Source organism: Pseudomonas sp. RSB 5.4 (assembly GCF_037126175.1).
In the GTDB taxonomy this organism is placed as follows: Bacteria; Pseudomonadota; Gammaproteobacteria; order Pseudomonadales; family Pseudomonadaceae; genus Aquipseudomonas; species Aquipseudomonas fluorescens_H.
On the sequence record NZ_CP146986.1, the window covers coordinates 2,622,763 to 2,647,681 of the forward strand.

A 24,919-nucleotide genomic window follows, 5' to 3' on the forward strand; every position below is an offset into this window, starting at 1 on the left:
CGCGAAGAGGCCCGCCAGAACAACACCATTGCCAGGAATGAAAAAACCCGCTGCCTGTCACCAGTCCAGCGGGTTTCTTTTGGGCCGGGCGCTTACTGAGCCGCCGCCTGCCCTTCCATCTTCTGACGCAGGCTCAACGGACGCATGTCGGTCCAGACTTCTTCAATGTAGGCCAGGCATTCCTTCTTCAGGCCGCTCTTGCCCACGGTGCGCCAGCCTTCCGGCACGGCTTTGTAATCCGGCCAGATCGAGTATTGCTCTTCGTGGTTGACCACGACCTGAAAGAGGATGTCCTCGCGGTCGAATACTGACGTCATGCTGGTTCTCCATCGGTGTAAGGGTAGGCTGCACCTGGGGTGCAGCCGGGTATGTAGATAGAACGTTCGGCGCTGCGAAAAATTTACTCGGCGGCGGCGGTGGCGGCGGCGGCCAAGGCGCGGCCGAAGATCTCGGCGACACGATCGATTTCGGCAGCGGTGATCACCAGCGGCGGCAGGAAGCGCACCACCGCACCATGCCGGCCGCCCAGCTCCAGAATCAGCCCACGCTTGAGGCATTCACGCTGCACCAGCGGTGCCAGGCGCGCGAACGCCGGTGGATGACCGAGGGCATCCGGCGCGCCGTTCGGGTCAACCAGCTCAACGCCCAGCATCAAGCCACGACCGCGAATGTCGCCCAGTTGCGGGAAGTCGCGTTGCAGGATCCGCAGATGTTCGCTCAGACGCTTGCCCATGGCGGCGGCGTGTTCGCAGACCTTGTGTTCGAGCAGATAACGCATCACCGCCGAACCAGCTGCCATCGCCATCTGGTTGCCACGGAACGTGCCGGCGTGGGCGCCCGGTTGCCAGGTGTCGAGCCAGTCGCGGTAGACCACCACCGCGAGCGGCAGGCTGCCGCCGATGGCTTTGGACAACACCACCACGTCCGGGACGATGCCAGCGTGTTCGAAGGCAAACATCTTGCCGGTACGGGCGAAACCGCTCTGGATCTCATCAACGATCAGCGCCACGCCAGCCTTCTCGGTGATCCGGCGCAAGCCACGCAGCCACTCGATATCGGCCGGGATCACCCCGCCCTCGCCCTGCACCGCTTCGACGATCACCGCCGCCGGCAACTGCACGCCGGCTTCAGGATCGTTGAGCAGGTTTTCCAGATAACTCAGGTTGGCTTTCACCCCGGCCGCGCCGCCGAGGCCGAACGGACAGCGGTAGTCATACGGGAAGGGCATGAACTGCACGCCGTTGCTGAGCAATGCACCCAGTGGTTTCTTCGGCCCCAGGCTGCCCATCAGGCTCAGCGCACCCTGGCTCATGCCGTGATAACCGCCGGAGAACGACAGCACGGTGCTGCGTCCGGTGGCGGTGCGCACCAGTTTCAACGCGGCTTCCACCGCATCGGTGCCGGTCGGGCCGCAGAACTGGATTTTCGCCTCGGCCGCCAATGCCGGCGGCAGTAGCCCGAACAGGTCCTGGACGAACTGATCCTTGACCGGTGTGGTCAGGTCGAGGGTGTGCAGCGGCAGTTCATCGGCCAGCACTTGCTGAATCGCCTCGATCACCACCGGGTGGTTGTGCCCCAGCGCGAGGGTGCCGGCACCAGCCAGGCAATCGATGAACGTACGGCCCTCAACATCTTCGACATACAGGCCCTTGGCACGCTTGAGCGCCAGCGGAATGCGCCGCGGATAGCTGCGGGCATTGGATTCCTGCTGACTCTGCCGGGCCAGCAGTGGCGATTCGTTGAACTGATACAGGGTTTCGGCCGGCGCGGAGGTGATCCGGGCCGACGACTCTTCGATAAGGCTGGTGGCGACTGACATCTCTCGACCCCTCAATACGCTATGGATAGTGACCAAAACAGCACACCGCACAGGTGCGCGTTCCGGTCGCGGGGCGCACATGCAGGTTTTCCTGTTCTGGAAACGCTTAAGCGGGGCGAGGATTTAGACCCCAGATCGAGTTGTCAGTCGGGCACCGCCAATGGCTTGTGCATTGCAACGCGGTGCAGGCCCTGATCGGTGAAGGCCGGCGCCGTCTCGCGGTAACCCAGATGCCGATAAAAAGCCGCGCCGATCCGGGTGCTGGAAACGCTCACCTGTGGCACGCCACGAATCCGCAGCCAACCTTCAAGATCAGTCATCAGGGCGCGCCCTGCACCACGGCGAAACCATTCCGGCTGCACATGGCAAAAGCCGATTTCGCCGCTGCCCGCCGCCATGCCGACGCCCACCGGCTTATCCTGCAGCAAGGCGATGTTCAAATAGAAATGCGGATCGGCAAGGTGCGCACTGATGACGTCGGCGGACTGCAGGTCAATCCAGCGGCTGAGCAGTTGCGGGTCGTTGCGGTGGTCGAGCGCACAACCGACGCGGATCGAACGCTCGATGATGCGGCTGATAAGGCCGGCGTCGGCCGGCCTGGCCGGGCAAATGCAGATGGGTGCTTCCATGGCGCGTTCCCTCAATCCATTGAGTCAGAGCAGCCCCGACCTTAACGCCGAGGCCGGCGAATCACCAATGCAGAGACGTTACATTTGATGTGCCACACCACAAATCCCAATTGTGGGAACGGGCTTGCTCGCGAAGGCGTCCGGTCAGTCGATACGTTGCTGACTGGCACGCCGCCTTCGCGAGCAAGCCCGCTCCCACAGGGGATTTTTGGTGGTTCAGGCAGGTTGCAGCGGCATGGTCAGCTCGACGCGCAGCCCATCCGGCCGGCTGTCGAAATGCAGGGAGCAAGCGCAGCGCTGGACGATGGCTTGCACGATGGCCAGGCCGAGGCCGCAGCCGGTGCTCTGGCCGTTACGCCAGAAGCGTTGGGTCAGGTGCTGCAAATCATCGGCGGCGATACCCGGCCCATGGTCGCGTACCACAAAGCGTGCGCGCTGGCCGACGGTTTCCAGACTCAATTCCACGCTGGCGTCCGCCGGGGTATGGCGCAGGGCGTTGTCGAGCAGATTGCGCAGCGCGGCAATCGACAGCACCGCCGGCATTTGCACTGGCGCACTGGAGAGCTGCTTGGGCAATTGCAGCTTGATGCGTTGACGCTCACCGCCGGCCGCATCCTGCATCGCCAGTTTCGCCACCTGCTCGGCGCTGCACTGCACGCCGTCGTCGAACGACAGGCTGCCCTCGACCCGCGCCAGCAAGAGCAATTGCTCCAGCGTGCGGTGCATGCGGTCGGCGCCCTCCTCGGCCCGCGCCAGCGACTGATCGCGGGCGCTGCCTTCGGTCATGCGCGCCACCTGCAGGTGGGTCTTGATCGCCGTCAGCGGGCTGCGCAGTTCGTGGGCGGCGTCACCGGTCAGGCGGCGTTCACGCTCGATGGTCTTGCCGATGCGCTGGAACAGCTGGTTCTGCGTATCGAGCAAGGGTTTCAGCTCGCTGGGAAACGACTGCAACTGCAACGGCTCAAGCGAGTCGGCATTCCGTCGCATCAAGGCTTCGCGCAGTCGATTGAGCGGCGCCAGGCCCTGGCCGATGCCCAGCCACAACAGGCACAGGCACCCGAGCAATGCCACGCCGACCGGCACCGAGGCCGCCAGCAGGATCGACATGTTCAGGGCTTCGCGCTCGATCTGCCGATCGGCGGTGGTGATCCGCACATCGCCCCGGGCCAGGGTGAAACTGCGCCACGGCGCGCCATCGATCATCTGGTCGTGGAAGCCCATTTTTTCCGCTTCCAGGGTTTGCTCGGGGCTGCTGTGGCTGCGGGCCAGAATCTCTCCGCGCAGCGAACTGACCTGACAGGCCATGCCGCCGGGAATGTTCAATTGTTCGGCACTGAAATGGGTGCCCTCGCCCTTGCTCGGCAGCGGCGGCAATTGCTCGAGCAGCCCGGCGACCATGCGCGCCGAGGCTACCAGACGCTGGTCGAGGGAAAACATCATCTGATTGCGCAAGTCGCTGAGCATCCAGGCCGCGGCCAGCGCCCAGATCAGGGCGAAGGCGGCGCCGAGGGTCAGACTCAGGCGCAGACGCAGACTCATCACTTCTGTTGTTCTCCATCATCGGCCGGCCCGAGGCGATAGCCCAGACCGCGCACGGTTTCGACAATACCCTTGCCGAGCTTGCTGCGCAGGTGATGGATGTGCACGTTCAGCGCATTACTTTCCAGCTCGTCATTGAAGCCATAGACGCTGTCCTTCAACTGCTCGGTGGACAGCACTCGGCCACGGTTGTGCAACAGCGCCTGCAACAGCGATTGCTCGCGACGCGACAATTCCACCGGTTTCCCGGCCAGCGTGGTTTCACGGCTGCTCGGATCGTAGGTCAGCGCACCGTGTTCGATCAGGTTGACGCTGCGTCCGGCGACCCGGCGCAACAGGGTTTGCAGACGGGCGAACAGCTCCCGCAAATCGAACGGTTTGAGCAGGTAATCGTCAGCCCCGGCCTGCAGGCCATCGACCCGATCGGTCACCGAGTCGCGCGCGGTCAGGATCAGCACCGGAATTTCCAGACCCTGTTGACGCAGTTGTTGCAGCAACTTGAGGCCATCTTCGTCGGGCAGGCCGAGATCGAGCACCATCACGTCAAATTCGGCAACCTTGAGCATCGCCCGCGCTTTCGAGGCGGTGTTGACGTGCTCGACCGTCAGGCCCTGCGCCGTGAGACCGGCCACGATACCGCTGGCGATCAGTTCATCGTCTTCACAAACCAGTACGTGCATGGGGGCTCCATGAGCAAAAACGCCATTCAAGCAGCCGAAGATTAAGCCGCAGTTATGCCAAGTGTACCGTTTAACCAGAGAAATGCTGCGTAGCCGCCCCACCACCGCAGTACGTCAGGTAAACAGTCCGGTCATCTACCTGCTTTCCAATCTGATCGACAACCGCCAGAAGCAACTTTCAAATTGAAACATACCGGACATATTAAAAATTAATCGATGCAACTAACATCGACCGTACACGATTAACAAAAACGCTTTTTTCAACAACCACTCAATGGACTAAACATGTCTCGATTAGGAAAGGCCGTCGCTGTTGACTGGCGCTCGGGCAAAGACCAGATTTACTTCTTCTTCACGCACTACAACATATATTCACGTTTCAGCCTGGCAGATAACAAAGTACCTGAAAAGTATCCTTTGGAGGTATCCGGAAATTGGGATGCCTTTCATGACGCCTATCAGTTGCGGTTTGGCTTTACGACCACTGGATTCGACACTGACAGAGTAGACGGAGACTTCCTGTGGCTTTTTCATTATGGAGAAGATCGACTCACTCCCTATGTCACCAAATATGATCAGGACGATGAATGCTGCATCAGTACGGTTCCGGTTCAGGCATCACGCTGGCATAAACTTGTGCCTTACTTCGACCGGATCATTGCAGGAACATGGTGGCAAACCAGACCGGGACGCGCACATTTGTTCCGTTTCCTGATGGACAACGGCAAGGCACTCAGGCTTGATTTTGGTTATGAGACACTTGTCCAAGAAACCATTGACGATGAAACATGGCCTGGGCTGGCCAAGTATCAAGACCGAATCATGACGGGTGCGCAAAACGATCGTACGCTGGCGGACAGTTACTGGTATCTGTTTTTGGACAACGATGAATACCTCCGCTACAACATTCAGGAAAACCAGGTTCAGTCCGGCCCCATCCCGATTAACGACGAAACCTGGCCAGGACTGCTGCGCGGCTGAAAACACTTTGTTTTAAGTAAGTTGTTGTTGGCGATTAATCATCGATTAATCGCCACCGACACTGCGCACCTTGTCCCTACCCGCCAGAACATTCAAACCCGCACATCACCTCAATAAGATTTGTTCGGCGACCTTGAATAATTGGCAAACAGGAAGATGCCAGCGGCAACGAATTACTCCGAGATTCGAATCTTGCCTTTATGTTTATCTGAATGACAACCGGCCCGCAGATAGGATCAAGACGCGAAAAAAACATGGGGCCCGTATACAATCTTCGAAATCCGCTGGCCCGGGTTGCTGATAAACCGAGAACTCTTCGGGTCGCCCATCCGGCAGCGTGCGGGGCGGTTAATCATCGGTTAATCGCCATCCACCATTGTGCCCACACTTGCACAGGGACAAGGCTCCTCCATGCGTCATTTTTTTCTTTTGTTTGCACTGCTGATTTCCGGCCTGGCCCAGGCCGGGAACAATCCATTCGAGACCAAACCGGAGTTTCTGCCGGTCGACAAAGCCTTCGTGCTGACTTCCGAACGCCTTGAATCCGGTGAAACCCAGCTGTTCTGGCAAATCACCGACGGCTATTACCTGTACCAGAAACGCCTGAAATTCGACGGTTTGACGGCCGAGCAACAGCCGGCATTGCCCGAGGGCGAGTCCCACAGCGACGAATTCTTTGGTGAACAACCGGTGTATCGCCAGGGGCTGGAAGTCAAAGTCCCGGCCTCGGCCAGCGGTCAGATCAAGGTCAGTTACCAGGGCTGTGCCGATGCCGGCCTGTGTTATCCGCCGCAGACCCGGGTCATCGATCTGGGCGGCAAAGCGACGCCGACAGCCAGCGCCGAAGCGCCGGATCAGGCCTTGGCCAGCAGCCTGCAACAACGGGCGCTGGGCTGGAGCCTGCTGGTGTTCTTCGGCCTCGGCCTGTTGCTCGCGTTTACCCCATGTTCGTTGCCGATGCTGCCGATTCTGGCGGGCATGATTGTCGGTAGCGGTGCCACCCCGCGCCGCGGTTTCGCCCTGGCCAGCAGTTATGTGATCTGCATGGCACTGGTGTATGCGGCGATGGGGGTGATCGCCGCGCTGCTCGGCGCCAACCTGCAGGCATGGTTGCAAAATCCATGGCTGCTGGGTGCGTTTGCTGCGGTGTTCGTAGTGCTGGCGTTGCCGATGTTCGGCTTCTTTGAATTGCAGTTGCCGGTGGCCTTGCGTGATCGCCTTGAGCACGCCTCGCGCAGTCGCAGCGGTGGCAGCCTGATCGGTGCCGGGGTGCTCGGTGCGTTGTCCGGTCTGCTGGTCGGCCCGTGCATGACCGCGCCACTGGCCGGCGCCTTGCTGTACATCGCGCAGAGTGGCAATGCGCTGCACGGTGGCTTGATTCTGTTCGCACTGGGCATCGGTATCGGGGTGCCGCTGTTGCTGCTGGTGACCGTGGGCAATCGCTTTCTGCCCAAACCTGGCGCGTGGATGAACCTGCTCAAGGGCATCTTCGGTTTCCTGTTCCTCGCGACGGCGCTGCTGATGTTGCGCCCGGTGCTGGACGCCTCGTTGTGGCTGGGCCTGTGTGGCGCGCTGCTGCTGATCGCCGCGTTCTGTGCCTGGAAGCAATCGGAAGGCTTCGGCCGAGTCGCCCAGGTGTTCGGCGCCAGTTCGTTGCTGCTCGGCCTGTGGGGCAGCCTGCTGCTGATCGGTGCTGCCGGTGGCAGTGACGATCCGTATCAGCCGTTGCAGGTGTACAGCGCTGGCCGGGTCGCCAGCGCCACGCCGAGCGGGCATGAGGCGTTCACCACGATCAAGGATCCCGCAGCCCTGCAACGCGAACTGGATAGCGCCAAGGCTCAGGGCCAATGGGTGCTGCTCGATTACTACGCCGATTGGTGCGTGTCGTGCAAAGTCATGGAGAAACAGGTGTTCGGCAAGGACAAGGTCATGCAGGCGCTGAGCGATGTGCGCCTGCTGCGCCTCGACGTCACTGCCGACAATGCCGCCAGCCGCGAGCTGCTCGGCCGCTACAAAGTCCCGGGGCCACCGAGTTTTGTCTGGATTGGCGCCGACGGCGAAGAACGGCGTAGCCAGCGCATCACCGGCGAAGTCGATGCCGATACATTCCTGCAACGCTGGACCACCACTCGAGACGCCAACTGATGCTGACGTTCACCCTCGGCACCTTCGCCATCGCGCTTAACCACCTGCTGCTGATCAGTGCCTTGGCGCTGGCGACCTTTGTCGGCTGGCGGGTGGCCAAGCGTGGCGGCGATAACCCCGAGTCGGCGCTGTTCAGCCTGTTCCTGTTGGGCATGCTTGCGGCGCGCGTGGCGTTTGTCGCCCTGTATTGGGGGCACTATCGCAACGACCCGTGGCAGATCATCGACCTGCGCGACGGCGGTTTCCTCGCCTGGCCGGGGGTGATCGTACTGCTGCTGGCTGCACTTTATCGCGGCTGGCGCCGCCCGGGCCTGCGTCGGCCACTGGGTTTTGGTGTGGCCAGCGGCGTGCTGTTCTGGCTGCTGGCGACCCTGTCGCTGAACATCTACGAGCAAGGCACGCGCCTGCCGGAAATCACCCTGCGTAACGCCGCCGGTGAGACCATCCAGCTCAGCGACTATCAGGGCGGCCCGCTGGTGATCAACCTCTGGGCAACCTGGTGCCCGCCCTGCCGGCGTGAGATGCCGGTGCTGGAAAACGCTCAACAACAACGCCCGGACCTGACCTTTCTGTTCGTAAATCAGGCCGAAAGCATGCAAAGCGTTGCCACCTTCCTCGAAACCCAGGGGCTGAGCCTGAACAACGTACTGTTCGACCGCAGCGGCCGACTGGGTCAAGCCGTGGGTTCCATGGCGCTGCCGACTACGCTGTTCTACAGCCCTGACGGTCGCTTGCTGAGCAGCCACCTGGGCGAACTGTCGAACGCCAGCCTGGCCCGCGCCCTGGAAAACTTCGACATCCCGAATCCAACCGCCGCACCGGCCACCTCTGCAAGGAAACTGCCATGCCCCGCCTCCGCCACCTGCTGACGTTGACTCTGGGCACTGCCCTGCTGCACCTGCCGTCGGTTCAGGCCGCCGAAGAATTGCCCGCCGCGATCAAGCAGATCGAAGCCAAGGGCGCGAAAATCGTCGGCCAGTTCGACGCGCCGGACGGCTTGCGCGGTTATGCGGCGCAGTACCAGAACCGTGGCATGGCGCTGTACCTGACACCGGACGGCCAGCACGTCTTGCTCGGCAATCTGTACGACGCCGACGGCAAGGACTTGAGCAGTGAGCCGTTGCAGAAACTGGTCTACGCGCCGATGGCCAAGGAAATCTGGGGCAAGTTCGAAGCCAGCAACTGGATTCAGGACGGCAACAAGGATGCACCGCGCACCGTGTACCTGTTCAGCGATCCGAACTGCCCGTACTGCAACATGTTCTGGGAACAGGCGCGGCCATGGGTCAAGGCCGGCAAGGTACAACTGCGGCACATCATGGTCGGGATCATCCGCGAAGACAGCCCGGCCAAATCCGCTGCACTGCTGGCCGCGAAAGATCCGGCCAAGGCCCTGGAAGACCATGAGAAGGCTGGCAAGGCCAGCACACTCAAACCATTAAAAGACATCCCGGCGGCAGTGCAGACCAAACTCGCGGCGAACATGCAGTTGATGGAAGACCTGGAATTGCAGGCGACTCCGGCGATTTTCTACATGGATGACAAGGGTGAGCTGCAACAGCAGCAAGGGGCACCTTCGCCGGAGAAACTGGCGAAGATTCTCGGGCCGAAATAACCGGCGCTGGCTCCTGCACGCACTCAACCATCACCACTCACAAGGTTGGCAACGACCGATGATGTCTTCCAGATCATCGGTCACACCCTGTTCAGTCAGGAATCGCGTGACCTCAGCACTCCACTCATGATCCGAGGCAATCCCGGCCCATGTGTGGGTGCCGGCTCTAAGATAAGGGCGGTCATCGAACGTGTTGATCAGTGCCTGATTCAACGTTCGCACATCAAAATCCGGATTTTTCGCGCTTTGCACCGTCAGCGAGTTCAACACTCGTTGTTGGGTTTCTTCGCACAGTTTCACCGGACGGGCATCGATGGAACTCACGACGAGAAACGTAGGTTTAACGTCCTCGGCGAGCGCCGCATGCAAGCGGTAATGCCCGTCAATAATCACGTAAGAACACAATCCACCGATATACCAGAGCAAGATTGGAGGCAAGCTGCCTTCTCTGGCTTTTTTGCGCCACCATTTCAGCCGGCCCGCCAGCGGATCAACCGTGTGCAAACCAATCACATGGCCAAGATCCCAATCGAGCCAGTGCACGGTTTGCGGCTGCACGTTGTCGAGAATGCCATCGCCGTAAACGTACCACCTGGGATAATGGCTTGGCTGCTGCGGCGGCGTGCAGAAAAACCAGCCGCTGACACCTTCACGCTGTTTACCGCGCATAGCCGTGGGCACCATCGGGCGTACGACCCAATGGCCGGGATAAAGAAAATCAGCCTGAGTTTCCATCAACTTGTTGATGAAGTAGCGACACCAGTTTCGTAGGCGTTGATCGGACGGGAGATCAAAGTGCTCCTGAACGTCAGCCGAGCCGATGGCGGGGACAGGGGCTGACTCCAGCAAGGGCTGCGGGTTGCGCACCAGCCACGCACCGTAATATGAAGTGGCGAGAGTGCCCCAGAGCAGCGGGATATCATTCAGCATCAACTTTAATCGGTTGTTGTTCCCGCTTGATAGATGAAGCGGCGGTTTGCTGAACCCCGGACGATTGACCTCAAGGCCCAGTCCAATCCAACTGCCCTTGAAATCCTCGAGATCCCGCCAATAAAACTGGCTCACATCAGTCCCTTCTAAATGTGTTTGCGCGCAGAAGTATTTCAGATTCAGGTTCTTTTGGCGCCTGAATTGGCAACTTCGCGAGCAGGCTCACTCCTACAAGGAGTACAGGGTGCAGGCCAACTCCAAGCACATCTCAAACCCTGAGCGGCCAAGTGAACCGTGGCTGCAATCTTTTTATCATGAGCGCTGCGAGTTGCGCTCAGCCAAAAAGGTAAACAACACCTCGTTCACAAACTGCGGATTCTCCAGACTGGAGATATGCCCCGCCTCCGGCACCAGCACCCACGGGCAACCGATCAGTTCGGCCATTTCCTGAGCCTCTGAGGGCGGTCGTGGTTTGTCCTGGTCGCCGCACAGCACCAGGGTGGTCGCGGCGTTCAGCTCGCCCAGGCGCGGCAACAGGTCATCACGGCTGAACGTGATTCGGCCCATCGGCACGATGCTTTCGCGCAGGCGATCCGTGGTGTAGGCCGCCAGTTTGGCGCGGAAGTCCTGATACAGCGGCGACTGCGGATCGATGCCCGGACGGAAGAAGATCGGCACCACGATGTCGAGCAACTGTGGCGCAATCTCGCCGCTTTCCTCGATCTGCTTGAACAGCGAAAAATAGTATTGACGGGTTGGCTCAGGCTCGACGCCGACGTAGGTGTCCATCAGCACCAGCCCGTTGATCCGCTGCGGGGCCGACAAGGCCAGCCGCACGCCCCACATGCCGCCGACCGACAGCCCCGCCAGCGTTATCTGCTCGATCTGCAGGTGATCGAGCAAGGCCTCGACCTGTCGTGCGATGTCATCCAGCGAGGTGGTGCCTGGCGGCAAGCGCCCGGATTCGCCGTGGCCCCACAGGTCCAGGGCAATCACCCGGTAGTGCGGCGACAGCGCAGCGATCTGGGGTGCCCACATGGCCGTGTCCCACAGATAACTGCCGGCCAGCAAGACGGCTGGCCCGGTGCCTTGATCAATGTAGTGCAGCGCTTGTCCGTCAACCGTGAAGAAAGGCATCGACCACCCCCGCGACAAAAAAGAGAACCGGCAGACTGAGCTGCCGGTTGTTGATCGTCAACCCTGGATATGTACGTGAATATGCCGGTTTATTTGTGTTGAATTCACTGACGCTTTCGCGAGCAAGCCCGCTCCCACAGGGGAATGCATTCCAATGGTGGGAGCGGGCTTGCTCGCGAAGGGGCCGGTGAAGACGCCGGAATTACAAGCCTTCCAGCTCCGCCATCAGATCATTCAAGCGATCCACCTTGTCCTCGGTCATGTCACTGGCCGCCAGGCCTTCGATGTACTCGGCCAGTTCCTGCACAGTGCTGCACTCGAACATCGCCCGCAGCGGCACATCGCGTTGCAGGGCTTTCTGCACCCGCGAGGCGATCTGCGTGGCCAGCAACGAATGCCCGCCCAGTTCGAAGAAGTTGTCGCGCACGCCGACCTTGTCGACCTTGAGCACTTCGGCCCAGATGTCGGCCAGGGTCTGCTCCAGTTCGTTGCGCGGGGCCAGGTAGTCCTGGCTCTGCAACTGACCGATCTCCAGCGCCGGCAGGGCCTTGCGGTCGAGTTTGCCGTTGGCGTTGTGCGGCAACTGATCCAGCCACAACCAGTGCAGCGGCACCATGTATTCCGGCAGTTCGCTGCGCAGGCGTTGCTTGATCCGCTCCAGACGTTCGCTCGGGTTGAGCGCCGAATCCGCCGCGACCAGATAGCCGACCAAGTGCTTGCCATTCACGCCTTCCTGCACGCCGACCGCCGCATCACGGACTTCCGGCTGTTCGTGCAGACGCGCCTCGATCTCACCCAGTTCAATCCGGTAACCGCGAATCTTCACCTGATGGTCAACCCGGCCAACGTACTCCAGCACCCCGTCACTGCGCCGCCGCGCGAGGTCACCGGTGCGATACAGACGCTCGCCCGGCGCGCCGAACGGGTTGGGCACAAATACCGGCGCGGTGCGCAGCGGATCGCTGACGTAACCGCGACCGACACCCGTCCCCGCTACGCACAACTCACCCACCGCGCCCAACGGCACCAGTTCCAGCGCGCCATCGACCAGGTACAGCACGTTGTTGTCGGTCGGCGTACCGATCGGCAAATAGCTGCCGCGAGTCGAAGCCAGGTCGACGCGGTAAAACGCCACGTCATCGGAGCACTCCGCCGGGCCGTAGGCGTTGACCAGACCGATGTCCGGGTAACGCAGCAGCCACTGGTGCGCCAGTTCCGGTGGCATCGCTTCACCGGTCGGCAGCATCCAGCGCAGACCGTCGAGGCTCAGGCGATCAGAAGCGAGCATGCCCTGAATCAGCGACGGCACGCTCTCGAGCACGGTGATGCCCTGCGCCTGTACATGCACCAGCAAGCCTTGCGGATCATGGGCGATGGTATTCGGCACGATGTCCACCCGCGCACCGAACAACGGCGCGGCGAGGAACTGCCAGACCGAAATATCGAAGCTTTGCGAAGCGGTCTGCGCGATCACGTCGGCATCCGTCAGTTTCAGGTACGGCACCTTGCTCAACTGGTTGTTGAGCATGCCGCGCTGCTCGACCATCACACCTTTCGGCAACCCGGTCGAACCCGAGGTGTAGATCACGTATGCCAGGTTGTCCGGGGCGCTGTAGATCCCCGGGTTTTGCAGCGATGTCGCCAGCGCCTGCACCTCTTCCCAGACCAACAGCCGTGGACGGTTGGCGCAGCTGAATTCATCGAGCAAAGACTGCGCCTGTTCGCGACAGGCCTCGCTGCACACCAGCACCGGCGTGCGACTCAGCTCGATGATCCGCTGCAGACGCTGGCTCGGCAGGCCCGGGTCCAGCGGCAGGTAACCGGCACCGGCCTTGAAGCTGCCGATGATCATCCCCAGCAGATCGAGATTACGTTCGGCCAGCAACGCTACCGGTTGATCCGTCTGCACACCCACGGCGACCAGTGCATGGCCGAGGCGGTTGGCGTTGTGGTTGAGCGCGGCATAGCTCAGTTGCTGATCGAGGCAACTGGCGGCGATGCGCTGCGGGTGCGCCGCGACCTGCGCTTCGAACAGCGCCACGTAGCTCTGCTCCAGCGGATAGTCGTGGGCGCTCTGGTTGCAACCGTGCAGCAGGAAGTCCTGCTCTTCGGTCCCCAGCAACGGCAGATCGGCCATGTCGCCATGGAAGCCATCGACCAGCGCCAGCAACAGACGCTTGAACTCGCCGAGCATGCGCTCGATGGTCGATTCGTCGAAGTAGCGCTGGTCATACGACAGATGCAGACCGAGGTCATCGCCCGGGTAGCACACCGCTGTCAGCGGGAAGTTGGTGTGAGTGCGGCCCGAGTCCGAGGTCGCATTGAGACTCTGCGCACGGTCCAGCACCGAGACTTCCACCGGCGCGTTCTCGAACACGAACAGGCTGTCGAACAGTGGCTGGCCTTTCGGCAGTTCGCTCTGCTCCTGGATGTTCACCAGCGGCAGGTATTCGTACTCGCGCAGTTGCATGTTGCTGTCGAGCAGGCCGCTCAACCACTGGCGCACACTGGCACGCTGATCGTCCGCCGGGATCTGCACCCGCAGCGCGATGCTGTTGATGAATAGGCCGACGGTGCGTTGCATCTCCGGCATTTCCACCGGGCGTCCGGCCACAGTTACGCCGAACAGCACGTCGCGATCACCGCTCAGACGGCGCAATACCAAAGCCCATGCCGCTTGAGCGAAGGTGTTGATGGTCAGCTGATGGGCCTGGGCCAGCTCACGTAGACGGGCGCCGTCCTCGACATTCAGTCGCGTGTAGCGGTCGCCAACGATCATGCCGCCGCTTTCGCCAGCGTGTTCACGAAGGAACGGTCGGTCGCTCGGGATCGGCGTGGTGCGTTCGAAACCTTGCAGGTTCTGCTGCCACCACTGACGCGCCTCGGCCAGGCTCTGGCGTTGCAGCCAGCCGATGTAGTCGCGGTAGCGCGGCGGCACCGGCAACTGTGCTTCGCGACCTTCACCGAGGGCGGTGTAGATCTCGAAGAAATCGTTCATCAGCAGCGAACGACACCAGGCATCGATCAGGATGTGGTGGTTGCTCATCATGAACCAGTAACGCGCCGCGCCGACCTTGATCAGGCGCAGGTGGAACGGTGCCTGATTGAGCAGATCGAACCCGGCCTCACGCTCGCTTTTCAGCAGCGCTTGCAGCTTCGGTTCTTGCTCGGCATCGCTCATGGCACTCCAGTCCAGATACTCGACCGGCGTGCGCCCCGGGCTGTGGATCACTTGCAGCATGTCTTCGCCGACGTTCCAGCAGAACGACGCACGCAGCGCTTCATGACGGGCGACCACCGCTTGCCAGGCCTGGGCGAAACGCTCGGGATCAAGCTCGCTGTTGATGCGGTAGCGATCCTGCATGTAATACAGACCGGTGCCCGGTTCGAGCAAGGTGTGCAGCAACATGCCTTCCTGCATCGGCGTCAGCGGATAGACGTCTTCGATCTGCGCGGCCGGCACCGGCAGCGCATCGAGTTGCGCCTGGGTCAGTTTCGCCAGCGGGAAGTCCGACGGCGTCAGGCCACCGGCTGTGTCTTGCAGGCAATGTTCGATCAGGCTTTGCAACTCGCCAAGGTAAGCGTCGGCCAGATCGTTGATGGTCTGCGCCTCGTAACGCTCGGCACTGAAAGTCCAGCGCAGCAACAGTTCGCCGCCATACACCTGACTGTCGATGCTCAACTCGTTGGGCAACGGCGCCTGTGGATCGTGGGCCGCACCGACCGGCTCGTCCAACGGACGGAACAGCGCATCGCTGGCGAAACTCTGGTCGAACTGACCGAGGTAGTTGAAGGTCACCGGAGCATTCGGCAACGCCGCCATGCTGCGCTGGCTGAGGTCATCGGCCAGATAGCGCAGCACGCCATAACCGAGGCCTTTGTGCGGCACCGCGCGCAGTTGCTCCTTGATCGCCTTGATCGAAGCGCCCTGCCCGGCGGCCTCTTCGATGTTGTGCGGGGTCAGGCGTAATGGATAGGCGCTGGTGAACCAACCGACGGTGCGAGTCAGGTCGATCTCGTCGAACAGGGTTTCGCGGCCGTGGCCTTCCAGTTGAATCAATGCCGACGGCTGACCGCTCCAACGGCACAGCACACGGGCCAGCGCCGTCAACAACAGGTCATTGACTTGGGTGCGGTAGGCGCGCGGCGTCTGTTGCAGCAGTTGTTGGGTACGCTCGGCATCGAGGCGCACGCTGACGGTTTGCGCGTGACGATTCTGCTGTCCGCCCTGCGGGTTTTCGCACGGCAGCTCGGCGCTCGATCCGGCCAGTTGGGTTTGCCACCAGTTCAGTTCCTCGCGCAGCGATTCGCTGCCGGCATAGGCCTGCAAACGTGCCGCCCAGTCCTTGAAGGCACTGGTTTTCGCCGGCAGTTTTACCGACTGCTCGGCATCGAGCTGGCGGTACACGGTTTGCAGATCATCGAGCAATACGCGCCATGACACACCGTCGACCACCAAGTGATGAATCGCAATGAACAGGCGTTGCTCACCCTGCGGACCATCCACCAGCAAGGCACGCAGCAACGGGCCATTTTCCAGATCGAGACTGCGCTGGGCATCGGCGAACAGTGCTGCGCACTGGTCCATCGCCGCCACCCGCACCTGCCACAACACCTCGGCGTCGGACACCGGTTGATGCGTTGCCTGCCATTGATCGTTGGCCTGAGTGAAGCGCAGACGCAGGGCGTCGTGCTGCTCGATCACCGCCAATAGCGCTTGCTCCAGACGATGCGGTTCCAGCGCCACGCTCGGCTCCAGCAGCAGCGCCTGATTCCAGTGCTGACGCTCAGGGATTTCAGTGTCGAAGAACCAGTGCTGGATCGGCGTCATGGCCGACTCACCGACCACCAGTCCCTGCTCGGCAGTGACTTGCTCGCTGCGGCTGGCCACGGCGCCCAGGGTCTGCACCGTCTGATGCTGGAACAGATCCCGCGGGCTGAAATGAATGCCCTGCTGCCGCGCACGGCTGACCACTTGAATCGACAGGATCGAGTCGCCGCCGAGTTCGAAGAAGTTGTCGTTGAGGCCGACCTGCTCGACGTTGAGCACCTCGCACCAGATCTGCGCCAGGGTCTGCTCCAACTCGCTGCTCGGGGCGACGTAGTGCTGACGGTTCAGCTCGGGATCCGGTGCCGGCAAGGCGCGGCGGTCGAGTTTGCCGTTGGCGGTCAGCGGCATGCTCGCCAGCAGGATCAGGTGTGTCGGCACCATGTAATCCGGCAGTTGTGCCTTGAGGTGCGACTTCAGTGCTTCACGCAGTTCGGCCTGTTGCGCTTCGCCCTGCTCGGCGACTTCGCTGACCAGATAACCCACCAGTTGTTTGCCGCTCGGTGCATCCAGCGCCAGCACCACCGCTTCGCGGATCGAGTGGTGATCGAGCAGACGGGTTTCGATCTCGCCCAGTTCGATGCGGAAACCACGGATTTTCACCTGATGGTCGATCCGTCCCAGGTATTCCACCAGACCATCGGCACGCTGGCGCACCAGATCGCCGGTGCGGTACATGCGCCCGCCATCGGCGGCAAACGGGTCCGCCACGAAACGCTCGGCGCTGATGCCCGGACGGTCGTGATACCCCTGCGCCAGACCGGCGCCGCCGACGAACAATTCACCGGTCGCGCCTTGCGGCACCAACGCCAGATCGGCGTCGAGAATGTACGCCACCCGGTCACCGATCACGCTGCCGATCGGCACGCTGCCGGCGCCCTCTTCCAGCACTTCCGGGGCGAGACTGGCCAATGGCATGACCACGGTTTCAGTCGGGCCATAGGCGTTGAAGAACAGACTCGGTTTGAACGCAGCACGAATCCGTTGCAGGTGCTCGCCAGTCAGCGCTTCGCCGCCGGTGATGATCATCCGCACCGGCAGAGTTTCATTCTGCGTGGCGAGAAACTGTGCCAGCTGGCTGCCGTAGCTCGGGGTGAAGCCGAGCACGTTGATCCGATGGGTGCGGATCAACCCGCAGATTTCTTCCGCATCCCACTGCCCTTGCGCTCGCAGCACCACTTGCGCGCCGCTGAGCAACGGCACCAGCAGACGCTCGGTGGCGGCGTCGAAGTTGATCGAATAGAAGTGCAGCTCGCAGTCGTCCGGGCGCATGCCGAAACGTTCGATCACGGCCTGGCAATGCATGGCGATTTCACCGTGGGACACCACCACGCCTTTCGGTTTGCCGGTCGAACCCGAGGTGTAGATCAGGTACGCCTGATGCTGCGGCAGGCTGATAAAGGGCAGCTCAGTGGCCGGGTAATCCGCCAGCGCCGCGCTGTCGTCTTCCAGGCACCAGCGCGCCACGTTCGACGGCAGATCGCCAAGCGCATTGAACATCGCGCGGTCGCTGAGCAGCAGACCGATGCGGCTGTCTTCGATCATGTAATGCAGACGGTCGAGCGGGTATTCCGGGTCCAGCGGCACGTAAGCGCCGCCCGCCTTGAGGATCGCCAGCAGGCCGACGACCATTTCCAGCGAACGCTCCAGCGCAAGACCGACCCGTACTTGCGGGCCGACCCCACGCTCACGCAGGGCCCAGGCCAGACGATTGGCGCGGGCATCAAGTTCGGCGTAGCTCAAGGTCTGGCCGGCGAAGGTCAGGGCCGGGGCATCTTTGCGCGCCAGCGCCTGCTCGGCGAACAGGTGATGGATGCACTGGTCGAGACGACGTTCGCCCGGTTCAACGCCGAGGCTGTCGAGCAACCGCTGTTGTTCAGTCGGGTCGAGCAGCGGCAATTGGCTCAGACGCTGTTGCGGATCGGCGATCAACGCTTCCAGCAGGTTGCGCCAATGCTTTGCCATGCGTGCAATGGTCGGTTCGTCGAACAGATCGGTGCTGTAGGTCAGGCAGCAACCGAGGCGATGGTCGAGGTCGGTGACTTCCAGGTTGAGATCGAACTTGGTCGCTCGCGCATCGTTGGCCAGGTACTCGACGGTCATCCCGGCGAGCATGCGGCTCTGCTGGAACTCCCAGCGCTGCACGTTGCACATCACCTGGAATAGCGGGTTGTACGCCGCGCTGCGTGGTGGTTGCAGCGCTTCGACCAGATGATCGAACGGCAGGTCCTGATGCGACTGGCCCTCAATCACCGTGTGACGCACTTGCTCGAACAACTCGCCGACCGACATCTGCCCGTCGAGCTGGCAACGCAACACCTGAGTGTTGAGGAATGCACCGATCAGCCCTTCGCTTTCCGGGCGGATACGGTTGGCCACCGGCGCGCCGATACGCAGGTCGGTCTGACCGCTGTAGCGGTAGAGCAAGGTGGCGAGCGCGGCGGTCATGGTCATGAACAGGGTCAGACCGTTTTGCGCATTGAACGCACGGACGCGGGCGGCAAGATCGTCGCTCAGGTCGAAACGGAACAGCTCGCCCTGGTGGCTTTGCACCGGCGGACGCGGACGGTCGCCGGGCAGTTCCAGCAGCGGATGTTCGCGACCGAGTTGCGCGGTCCAGTAGTCGAGTTGACGCTGACGTTCACCGGACTCCAGCCACTGACGTTGCCAGACGCTGTAGTCGAGGTACTGCACCGGCAACGCTTCAAGCGGCGAATCGCGCTCATCGACGAACGCTTCGTACAGCGCGCTGAGTTCGCGGGCAAAAATATCCATCGCCCAGCCTTCGGTGACGATGTGGTGCAGGGTCAGGACGAAGTAATGCTCCTGCTCGGCGGTCTTCACCAGACAGGCGCGCAGCAGTGGGCCGCTTTCCAGATCGAACGGCAGATGCGCTTCTTCGTCGGCCAGTTGCTGGACCTGTTGCTCGCGCTGGTCCGCCGGCAGTTTCGAGAAATCTTTCCAACCCATGCGCACGCCGGTCTCGGCATGCACCTGCTGACGGGCCACGCCATCGACGCTCGGGAACGTGGTGCGCAGGGTTTCGTGGCGCAGGATCAGCGCCTGCAAGGCCGCCTCGAAATGCTCGACGTGCAACACGCCGCGCAGGCGCGCCATGCCGCCGACGTTGTACGCCGGGCTGTCCGGCTCCATCTGCCAGAGGAACCACATGCGTTGTTGCGAGTACGACAGCGGCACCGCTTGGCTGCGATCGACTTTGGCAATCGGCGGCTGCTGGTTGGTCTGGCCGCTGGCCTGGATCAGGCGGATCTGCTCGGCGAAGTCACCGAGTTCGCTGTGCTCGAACAAAGCGCGCAACGGCAACTCGACGTCACAGGCCTGGCGGCTGCGCGAGATGATTTGCGTGGCCAGCAACGAGTGTCCGCCGAGGGCGAAGAAGTCGTCACGCAGGCCGACTTGAGGCAGACCCAGCACTTCGCGCCAGATCGCGGCGATCTGTTGCTCCAGTTCGGTGACCGGTTCGACGTGTTCACGCACCTGCCACTGCGGGTCGGGCAAGGCGCGGCGGTCGAGCTTGCCGCTCGGGCTCAGGGGCATTGCGTCCAGGCGCATCAGTTGCGCCGGGACCATGTATTCCGGCAGTTCGGCGGCCAGCGCGGTTTTCAGACGAGCGATTTGCGCGTCCTGATCTTCGCGGGCATCGATGGCGATGAAGTAGCCGATCAATTGCGCGCCAGCGGCGGTTTCCCGCACCAGTACCACGGCTTGAGCGACGCCGTCCTGGGCCAGCAGGCGCGCTTCGATTTCTTCCGGCTCAACGCGGAAACCACGCAGTTTGACCTGCTGATCGAGACGCCCGAGGTATTCGATCACGCCATCAGCGGTCCAGCGCGCCCGGTCACCGGTGCGATACAGACGTGCGCCCTGCTCGCCCAGTGGATCGACCACGAAACGCTCCGCAGTCAGCGCCGGGCGACCGAGGTAACCCCGGGCCAGACCCATGCCGCTGATGCACAGTTCACCCGGCACACCGGCCGGCACGGGATTGAGATCGGCGTCGAGCACGCGGCAGATCACGTTGCCCAGCGGCCGGCCAATCGGCGAACGCTCGCCATCGGCCGTGGTGCAGTGCCAATGGGTGACGTTGATTGCGGTTTCGGTCGGGCCGTAACGGTTGTGCAGTTGCACCGCCGGCAGTTGCGCCAGCACGCGGTTGCGCAGTTCCGCCGGCAGCGCTTCACCACCGGAGAACACTCGGCGCAGGCTGGTGCATTCGGCGCTCAGCGGCTCGTCGATGAACAGCGCAAGCAACGGCGGCACAAAGTGCAGCGTGGTCACACCGTATTCCTGAACCAACTGGGCGATGCGATGCGGATCGCGGTGTTCACCGGGGCCGGCGATCAGCAGACGCGCGCCAGTGATCAGCGGCCAGAAGCACTCCCACACCGACACGTCGAAACTGATCGGCGCCTTTTGCATCAGCACGTCGCTGTCGTTCAGGCGGTAACTGTGCTGCATCCATTGCAGACGTTCGGCCAACGCGGCGTGGGTGTTGCCGACGCCTTTCGGTTGCCCAGTGGAGCCGGAGGTGTAAATCACGTAGGCGAGGTTGTCGCCATGCAGGTGCAGACCCGGCGCCTGGCTCGGCCAGCTCTCCAGATGCAGCGCGTCCATGGCGATCACGCTGACGCCGTCGCTGGCCGGCAGACGGTCGAGCAATGCGGTCTGAGTCAGCAGCAGCTCGACACCGCTGTCGCTGAGCATGTAAGCCAGGCGCTCGGCCGGGTAATCCGGGTCCAGCGGCACATACGCGCCACCGGCCTTGATGATCGCCAGCAGACCGATCAGCAGTTGCGGCGAACGCTCGGCAGCAATCGCCACGCACACATCCGGGCCGACACCTTTGTCGCGCAGATAATGCGCGAGGCGGTTGGCCTGGGCGTGCAATTCGGCGAAGTCGAGACTGCCGCCGTCCCACACCAGCGCGGTGCGTTCCGGGGTCTGCCGCGCCTGTTCGTTGAGCAGTTCCGGCAGCCATTGTTGCGCCGGGGTACACGGGGCGACGCTCCATGCCTGCTGCTGTTCGTGCTCGCACAGAGTCAACATTGGCAGGTCGCCGATCGACTGTTGCGGCTGTTCGCAGACGGCGCGCAGCAGGTTGCTGAAGTGCTCGGCCAGACGCGCGATGGTCGCCGCCTCGAACAGCTCATCGGCGTAGTCGAAGGACAGGGTCAGGCGCCCGTTGCGATCCTCTTCACTGTGCAGTTGCAGGTCGAACTTGGCTTCGCGGCTGTGCCACGGCAACTCTTCGGCGAGCAGACCCGGCAGGCGCTTGAGCGCACTCAAGTCGCGCTGCTGATGGTTGAACATGACTTGGAACAGACCCTGCTCGCGGGCCTGCGGGAACGCCTCGAGCAGTTGTTCGAAAGGCAGATCCTGATGGGCCTGCGCCCCCAGTGCAGCCTCGCGGGTCTGCGCCAGCAACTCGACAAATGACAGCCGTGAATCAACCTCGGCCCGCAGCACTTGGGTGTTGATGAAGAAGCCGATCAGGCCCTGGGTTTCCAGGCGCGGACGGTTGGCGTTGGGGATGCCGATGCGGATATCGCGCTGACCACTGTAGCGGTGCAGCAGGCTCTGGAAGGCCGAGAGCAACAGCATGAACGGCGTCGACTGGTGAGCCTGGGCGGTCTGCTTGATCGCATCACTGAGGCTGACGCCGAGGCGCACACTGTGGCGCGCGGCGCTGTGCAATTGCTTGGCCGAGCGCGGATGATCGGTGGCCAGTTCCAGCACCGGATGCTCGTCGCCCAGTTGCGCTTTCCAGTACGCCAGTTGTCGCTCGCCCTCACCTTGCGCCAGCCATTGGCGCTGCCAACTGCCGTAGTCGGCGTATTGAGTGGGCAGCGGCGCGAGTTCGGCGCGCTGGCCTTGAGAGGCGGCAGCGTACAGGCGCGAGAACTCGTCGATCAGCACGTTCAGCGACCAGCCGTCAGCGATGATGTGGTGCAGCGTCACCAGCAACTGGTGATCCTCGTCGTCGAGGCGCACCACCGTCACCCACAGCAGCGGGCCTTTTTCCAGATCGAACTGGGTGTGCGCCTCGTCCTCGCGGATCTGTTGCGCGCGGGCTTCACGCTCGTGCGTCGGCAGGTCGCTGATGTCGATCAGTTGCAGGTTGAACTCGCCCGCCGCGTCGACCTGTTGCAGCGCTACGCCGTCGCGTTCGAGGAAGCGCGTGCGCAGCGATTCGTGGCGCTCGATGAGTTGCTGGAAGCTCGCACGCAACGCGTCTTCGTCCAGCTCGCCGCGCAGACGCAAGGCGCCGGGAATGTTGTAGGCGCTGCTTTGCGGGTCGAGTTGCCAGGTGATCCACAGCCGGTATTGCGCCAGCGATTGCGGCAGTGCTTCGCTGCGCGACAAGGTGGTTATTGCGCCTTGGGCGCTGCCGCCGTCCTGTTGCTGCTGCGCCACGGCAGCGGCGAACGCGGACAGGGTCGGGGCTTCGAACAACAGGCGCAGATTCAGCTCCAGCGCCAGTTCTTCACGCACTCGGGCGATCACTTGCGTGGCGGCAATCGAGTTGCCGCCGAGCAGGAAGAAGTGGTCGTCGGCACCGACCTGTCTGATGTTGAGTTGTTCGGCCCAGATCTTGCCGATCAAGGCTTCCAGCTCGGAGGCTGCCAGGGTCGATGCGGTACTTTGCACCTCGGTGGACGGGAACACCGCGTAGCTGTCGAGGCTGCCATCGGCCAGACGATTGCGGCACGCCGAGCGTTGCAGCTTGCCGCTGGACGTCTTCGGCAGCGCGCCCGGATTGAGCAGCACCACCACGCTCGGCGCTTGTTGATAGGCCTCGGCCACCGCTTGGCGAATGGCTTTGATCAGTGCTTCGGGCGGCAGGATTTTTTGCACGCTGCGGCTGATTTCCGCGGCGATGCCGATGCCTTCTTCGCCGTCCTGAGTGACCGCGAATGCCGCGACCCGGCCCTTGCGCACCACTTCCACTTCGTTCTCGACAGTCTTCTCGATGTCCTGCGGATACAGGTTGTGGCCACGCACGATCAGCATGTCTTTCAGGCGCCCGGTGATGAACAGTTCACCGTCGCGAATGAAGCCCAGGTCACCGGTGCGCAGCCAGGTGCGGCCGGCGTGCTGGACGAAAGTCTTGGCACTGGCCTCGGGATTGCGCCAGTAGCCGTGAGCGATGCTCGGGCCGGCGGCCCAGACTTCACCGACGAGGTTGTCAGCCAGTTCGTTTAGCGTTACCGGATCGACGATCAGCACCGCATGCTCAGGCTGGCTGATGCCGCAACTCATGATCGGGCTGCCGTCGCCCGGCTCGGCGCGATTTTGCGCCAGCGCCTGATCATCGACGCGCAGCGCAGGAATACCAGCGCCACGGGGGGTGCCGGCGACGAACAGGGTTGCCTCGGCCAGACCATAAGAGGCCATGAAGCTGTCTTCACTGAAGCCGCACGGGGTGAACTTCTCGGCAAAGCGTTCAAGGGTGTCGAGGCGGATCGGTTCGGAGCCGGAATAGGCCACGCGCCAGCGGCTCAGGTCGAGGCGTTCCAGCGCCGATTCGCTGACCCGCTCGCTGCACAAACGATAGGCGAAATCCGGTCCGCCACTGATGGTGCCGCCGTATTGGCTGATCGCTTCGAGCCAGCGCAACGGGCGGCCAAGGAAGTACGCCGGTGACATCAGGATGCACGGCACGCCGCTGAAAATCGGTTGCAGCAGGCCGCCGATCAGGCCCATGTCGTGGTACAGCGGCAGCCAGCTGACGATCACGTCATCAGGGTTCACGTCGATGCCGAAACCGTGACGAATCAGCAGCTCGTTGGCCACCAGATTGCCGTGGCTGACCTGCACACCTTTGGGCAACGCGGTGGAGCCGGAGGTGTATTGCAGGAAGGCAATGTGATCTTGCGGCAGAGCCGGCTCAACCCAGCGTTCAGCCTGCGCGCTGTCGAGCGTATCGACGCACAGCAGCGGTGGCGCACCTTCGATTTGCTGCAAGGCATCGCGCAGGTCGGCGCTGGTCAACAGCAGACGCGGTTCGGCGTCCGCGATGATCGACAGCAGGCGTTCCTGATGATGACGACGGGCGGACTCCGGCGGATAGGCCGGCACCGCAATCACCCCGGCGTACAGGCAACCGAAAAACGCTGCGACGTAATCCGCGCCGCTGGGAAACAGCAGCACCGCGCGATCACCGAATTCAGCCTGGGCCTGCAACGCGGCAGCAATGGTCCGCGCGCGCTGATCGAGTTCGCGGTAACTGAGCACCACGCCCTGCTCCTCGGTTTCGGCGAGAAAGCGCAGGGCCAGTCGATCCGGCGTCTGTGCCGCACGGCGCTGGAGGGCTTGGACCAGAGTGCTGGGGAGTTCGAACGCGTCGGTCATGAGGTTTCCTGCCTGAATTCGGCTTGCTAAGTGGAATCGGGTTGCTGCGTCACGCCGGTCGAGGGCGTGCAGGGCGCGGTCTGTGCCGACCGCGCGAGGCTTGGGAATGCTGTCTGGCCGGGGCTGTGCGCCCGAAGCCATTCACCAATGAGAACGGATGACGTCTGGAAATAATTAGTCGGCGCGCAGGATCGCCAACGGGGCCGAGGTGTGGCGGTGTGTCGCAGTTCTCGATTCGCACCT

Annotated in this window: 12 protein-coding genes; 4 read left to right on the forward strand and 8 right to left on the reverse strand. The window is 62.4% G+C overall.

Features of this window, described 5'->3' with window-relative positions; genetic code table 11:
* Positions 1 to 92: 92 nt before the first annotated feature.
* From V9L13_RS11750 to V9L13_RS11770, 5 genes are all read right to left on the reverse strand, one after another.
* Positions 93 to 317 (reverse strand): MbtH family protein, encoded by a 225-nt coding sequence (locus V9L13_RS11750; protein WP_003226665.1) that lies wholly within the window; start codon positions 315 to 317, stop codon positions 93 to 95.
* A gap of 83 nt (positions 318 to 400) precedes the next feature.
* Positions 401 to 1,819, reverse strand: a complete 1,419-nt coding sequence (locus V9L13_RS11755; protein WP_338802586.1) for an aspartate aminotransferase family protein — start codon at positions 1,817 to 1,819, stop codon at positions 401 to 403.
* 143 nt (positions 1,820 to 1,962) lie between these two features.
* Positions 1,963 to 2,448, reverse strand: a complete 486-nt coding sequence (locus V9L13_RS11760) for a GNAT family N-acetyltransferase (RefSeq protein ID WP_338802587.1) — start codon at positions 2,446 to 2,448, stop codon at positions 1,963 to 1,965.
* A 216-nt stretch (positions 2,449 to 2,664) separates the two neighbouring features.
* On the reverse strand, positions 2,665 to 3,987 hold the full coding sequence (locus tag V9L13_RS11765) for an ATP-binding protein (RefSeq protein WP_226501876.1): 1,323 nt from the start codon (positions 3,985 to 3,987) through the stop codon (positions 2,665 to 2,667).
* Positions 3,987 to 4,667 (reverse strand): response regulator, encoded by a 681-nt coding sequence (locus V9L13_RS11770; protein ID WP_226501875.1) that lies wholly within the window; start codon positions 4,665 to 4,667, stop codon positions 3,987 to 3,989. The genes V9L13_RS11765 and V9L13_RS11770 overlap by 1 nt, the downstream gene beginning before the upstream one ends.
* A gap of 285 nt (positions 4,668 to 4,952) precedes the next feature.
* Here V9L13_RS11770 and V9L13_RS11775 point away from each other — a divergent pair, with 285 nt between their 5' ends.
* The 4 genes from V9L13_RS11775 to dsbG all read left to right on the forward strand — a co-directional run bounded on the left by V9L13_RS11775 (position 4,953) and on the right by dsbG (position 9,408).
* Positions 4,953 to 5,648, forward strand: a complete 696-nt coding sequence (locus tag V9L13_RS11775) for a hypothetical protein (protein WP_338802588.1) — start codon at positions 4,953 to 4,955, stop codon at positions 5,646 to 5,648.
* Between the two features lie 411 nt (positions 5,649 to 6,059).
* Positions 6,060 to 7,793 carry a protein-disulfide reductase DsbD gene (dsbD, locus tag V9L13_RS11780; RefSeq protein ID WP_338802589.1) on the forward strand — a complete coding sequence of 578 codons (1,734 nt, stop codon included), beginning with the start codon at positions 6,060 to 6,062 and terminating at the stop codon, positions 7,791 to 7,793.
* Positions 7,793 to 8,662, forward strand: coding sequence for a TlpA disulfide reductase family protein (locus V9L13_RS11785; protein ID WP_003226672.1), 870 nt, complete (start codon positions 7,793 to 7,795; stop codon positions 8,660 to 8,662). The genes dsbD and V9L13_RS11785 overlap by 1 nt, the downstream gene beginning before the upstream one ends.
* Positions 8,638 to 9,408 (forward strand): thiol:disulfide interchange protein DsbG, encoded by a 771-nt coding sequence (gene dsbG / locus V9L13_RS11790; protein WP_201136961.1) that lies wholly within the window; start codon positions 8,638 to 8,640, stop codon positions 9,406 to 9,408. The genes V9L13_RS11785 and dsbG overlap by 25 nt, the downstream gene beginning before the upstream one ends.
* A gap of 30 nt (positions 9,409 to 9,438) precedes the next feature.
* Here the strand turns inward: dsbG and V9L13_RS11795 are convergent, their stop codons facing one another.
* The 3 genes from V9L13_RS11795 to V9L13_RS11805 all read right to left on the reverse strand — a co-directional run bounded on the left by V9L13_RS11795 (position 9,439) and on the right by V9L13_RS11805 (position 24,676).
* A complete protein-coding gene (locus tag V9L13_RS11795) occupies positions 9,439 to 10,473 on the reverse strand; it encodes a ParB/Srx family N-terminal domain-containing protein (protein WP_338802590.1) in 1,035 nt (344 codons plus the stop codon).
* Between the two features lie 177 nt (positions 10,474 to 10,650).
* Positions 10,651 to 11,475 carry an alpha/beta fold hydrolase gene (locus tag V9L13_RS11800; RefSeq protein ID WP_338802591.1) on the reverse strand — a complete coding sequence of 275 codons (825 nt, stop codon included), beginning with the start codon at positions 11,473 to 11,475 and terminating at the stop codon, positions 10,651 to 10,653.
* A gap of 202 nt (positions 11,476 to 11,677) precedes the next feature.
* Positions 11,678 to 24,676 carry a non-ribosomal peptide synthetase gene (locus tag V9L13_RS11805; protein WP_338802592.1) on the reverse strand — a complete coding sequence of 4,333 codons (12,999 nt, stop codon included), beginning with the start codon at positions 24,674 to 24,676 and terminating at the stop codon, positions 11,678 to 11,680.
* Positions 24,677 to 24,919: the final 243 nt, after the last annotated feature.

What these genes read in the sequence shown, in the direction of transcription:
- V9L13_RS11770 (WP_226501875.1), bottom strand. Translation starts at nt 4,667, where the DNA reads ATGCACGTACTGGTTTGTGAAGACGATGAACTGATCGCCAGCGGTATC.
- V9L13_RS11775 (WP_338802588.1), top strand. Translation starts at nt 4,953, where the DNA reads ATGTCTCGATTAGGAAAGGCCGTCGCTGTTGACTGGCGCTCGGGCAAA.
- V9L13_RS11755 (WP_338802586.1), bottom strand. Translation starts at nt 1,819, where the DNA reads ATGTCAGTCGCCACCAGCCTTATCGAAGAGTCGTCGGCCCGGATCACC.
- V9L13_RS11785 (WP_003226672.1), top strand. Translation starts at nt 7,793, where the DNA reads ATGCTGACGTTCACCCTCGGCACCTTCGCCATCGCGCTTAACCACCTG.
- V9L13_RS11750 (WP_003226665.1), bottom strand. Translation starts at nt 317, where the DNA reads ATGACGTCAGTATTCGACCGCGAGGACATCCTCTTTCAGGTCGTGGTC.
- V9L13_RS11760 (WP_338802587.1), bottom strand. Translation starts at nt 2,448, where the DNA reads ATGGAAGCACCCATCTGCATTTGCCCGGCCAGGCCGGCCGACGCCGGC.
- V9L13_RS11765 (WP_226501876.1), bottom strand. Translation starts at nt 3,987, where the DNA reads ATGAGTCTGCGTCTGCGCCTGAGTCTGACCCTCGGCGCCGCCTTCGCC.
- V9L13_RS11800 (WP_338802591.1), bottom strand. Translation starts at nt 11,475, where the DNA reads ATGCCTTTCTTCACGGTTGACGGACAAGCGCTGCACTACATTGATCAA.
- V9L13_RS11805 (WP_338802592.1), bottom strand. Translation starts at nt 24,676, where the DNA reads ATGACCGACGCGTTCGAACTCCCCAGCACTCTGGTCCAAGCCCTCCAG.
- dsbD (WP_338802589.1), top strand. Translation starts at nt 6,060, where the DNA reads ATGCGTCATTTTTTTCTTTTGTTTGCACTGCTGATTTCCGGCCTGGCC.
- dsbG (WP_201136961.1), top strand. Translation starts at nt 8,638, where the DNA reads ATGCCCCGCCTCCGCCACCTGCTGACGTTGACTCTGGGCACTGCCCTG.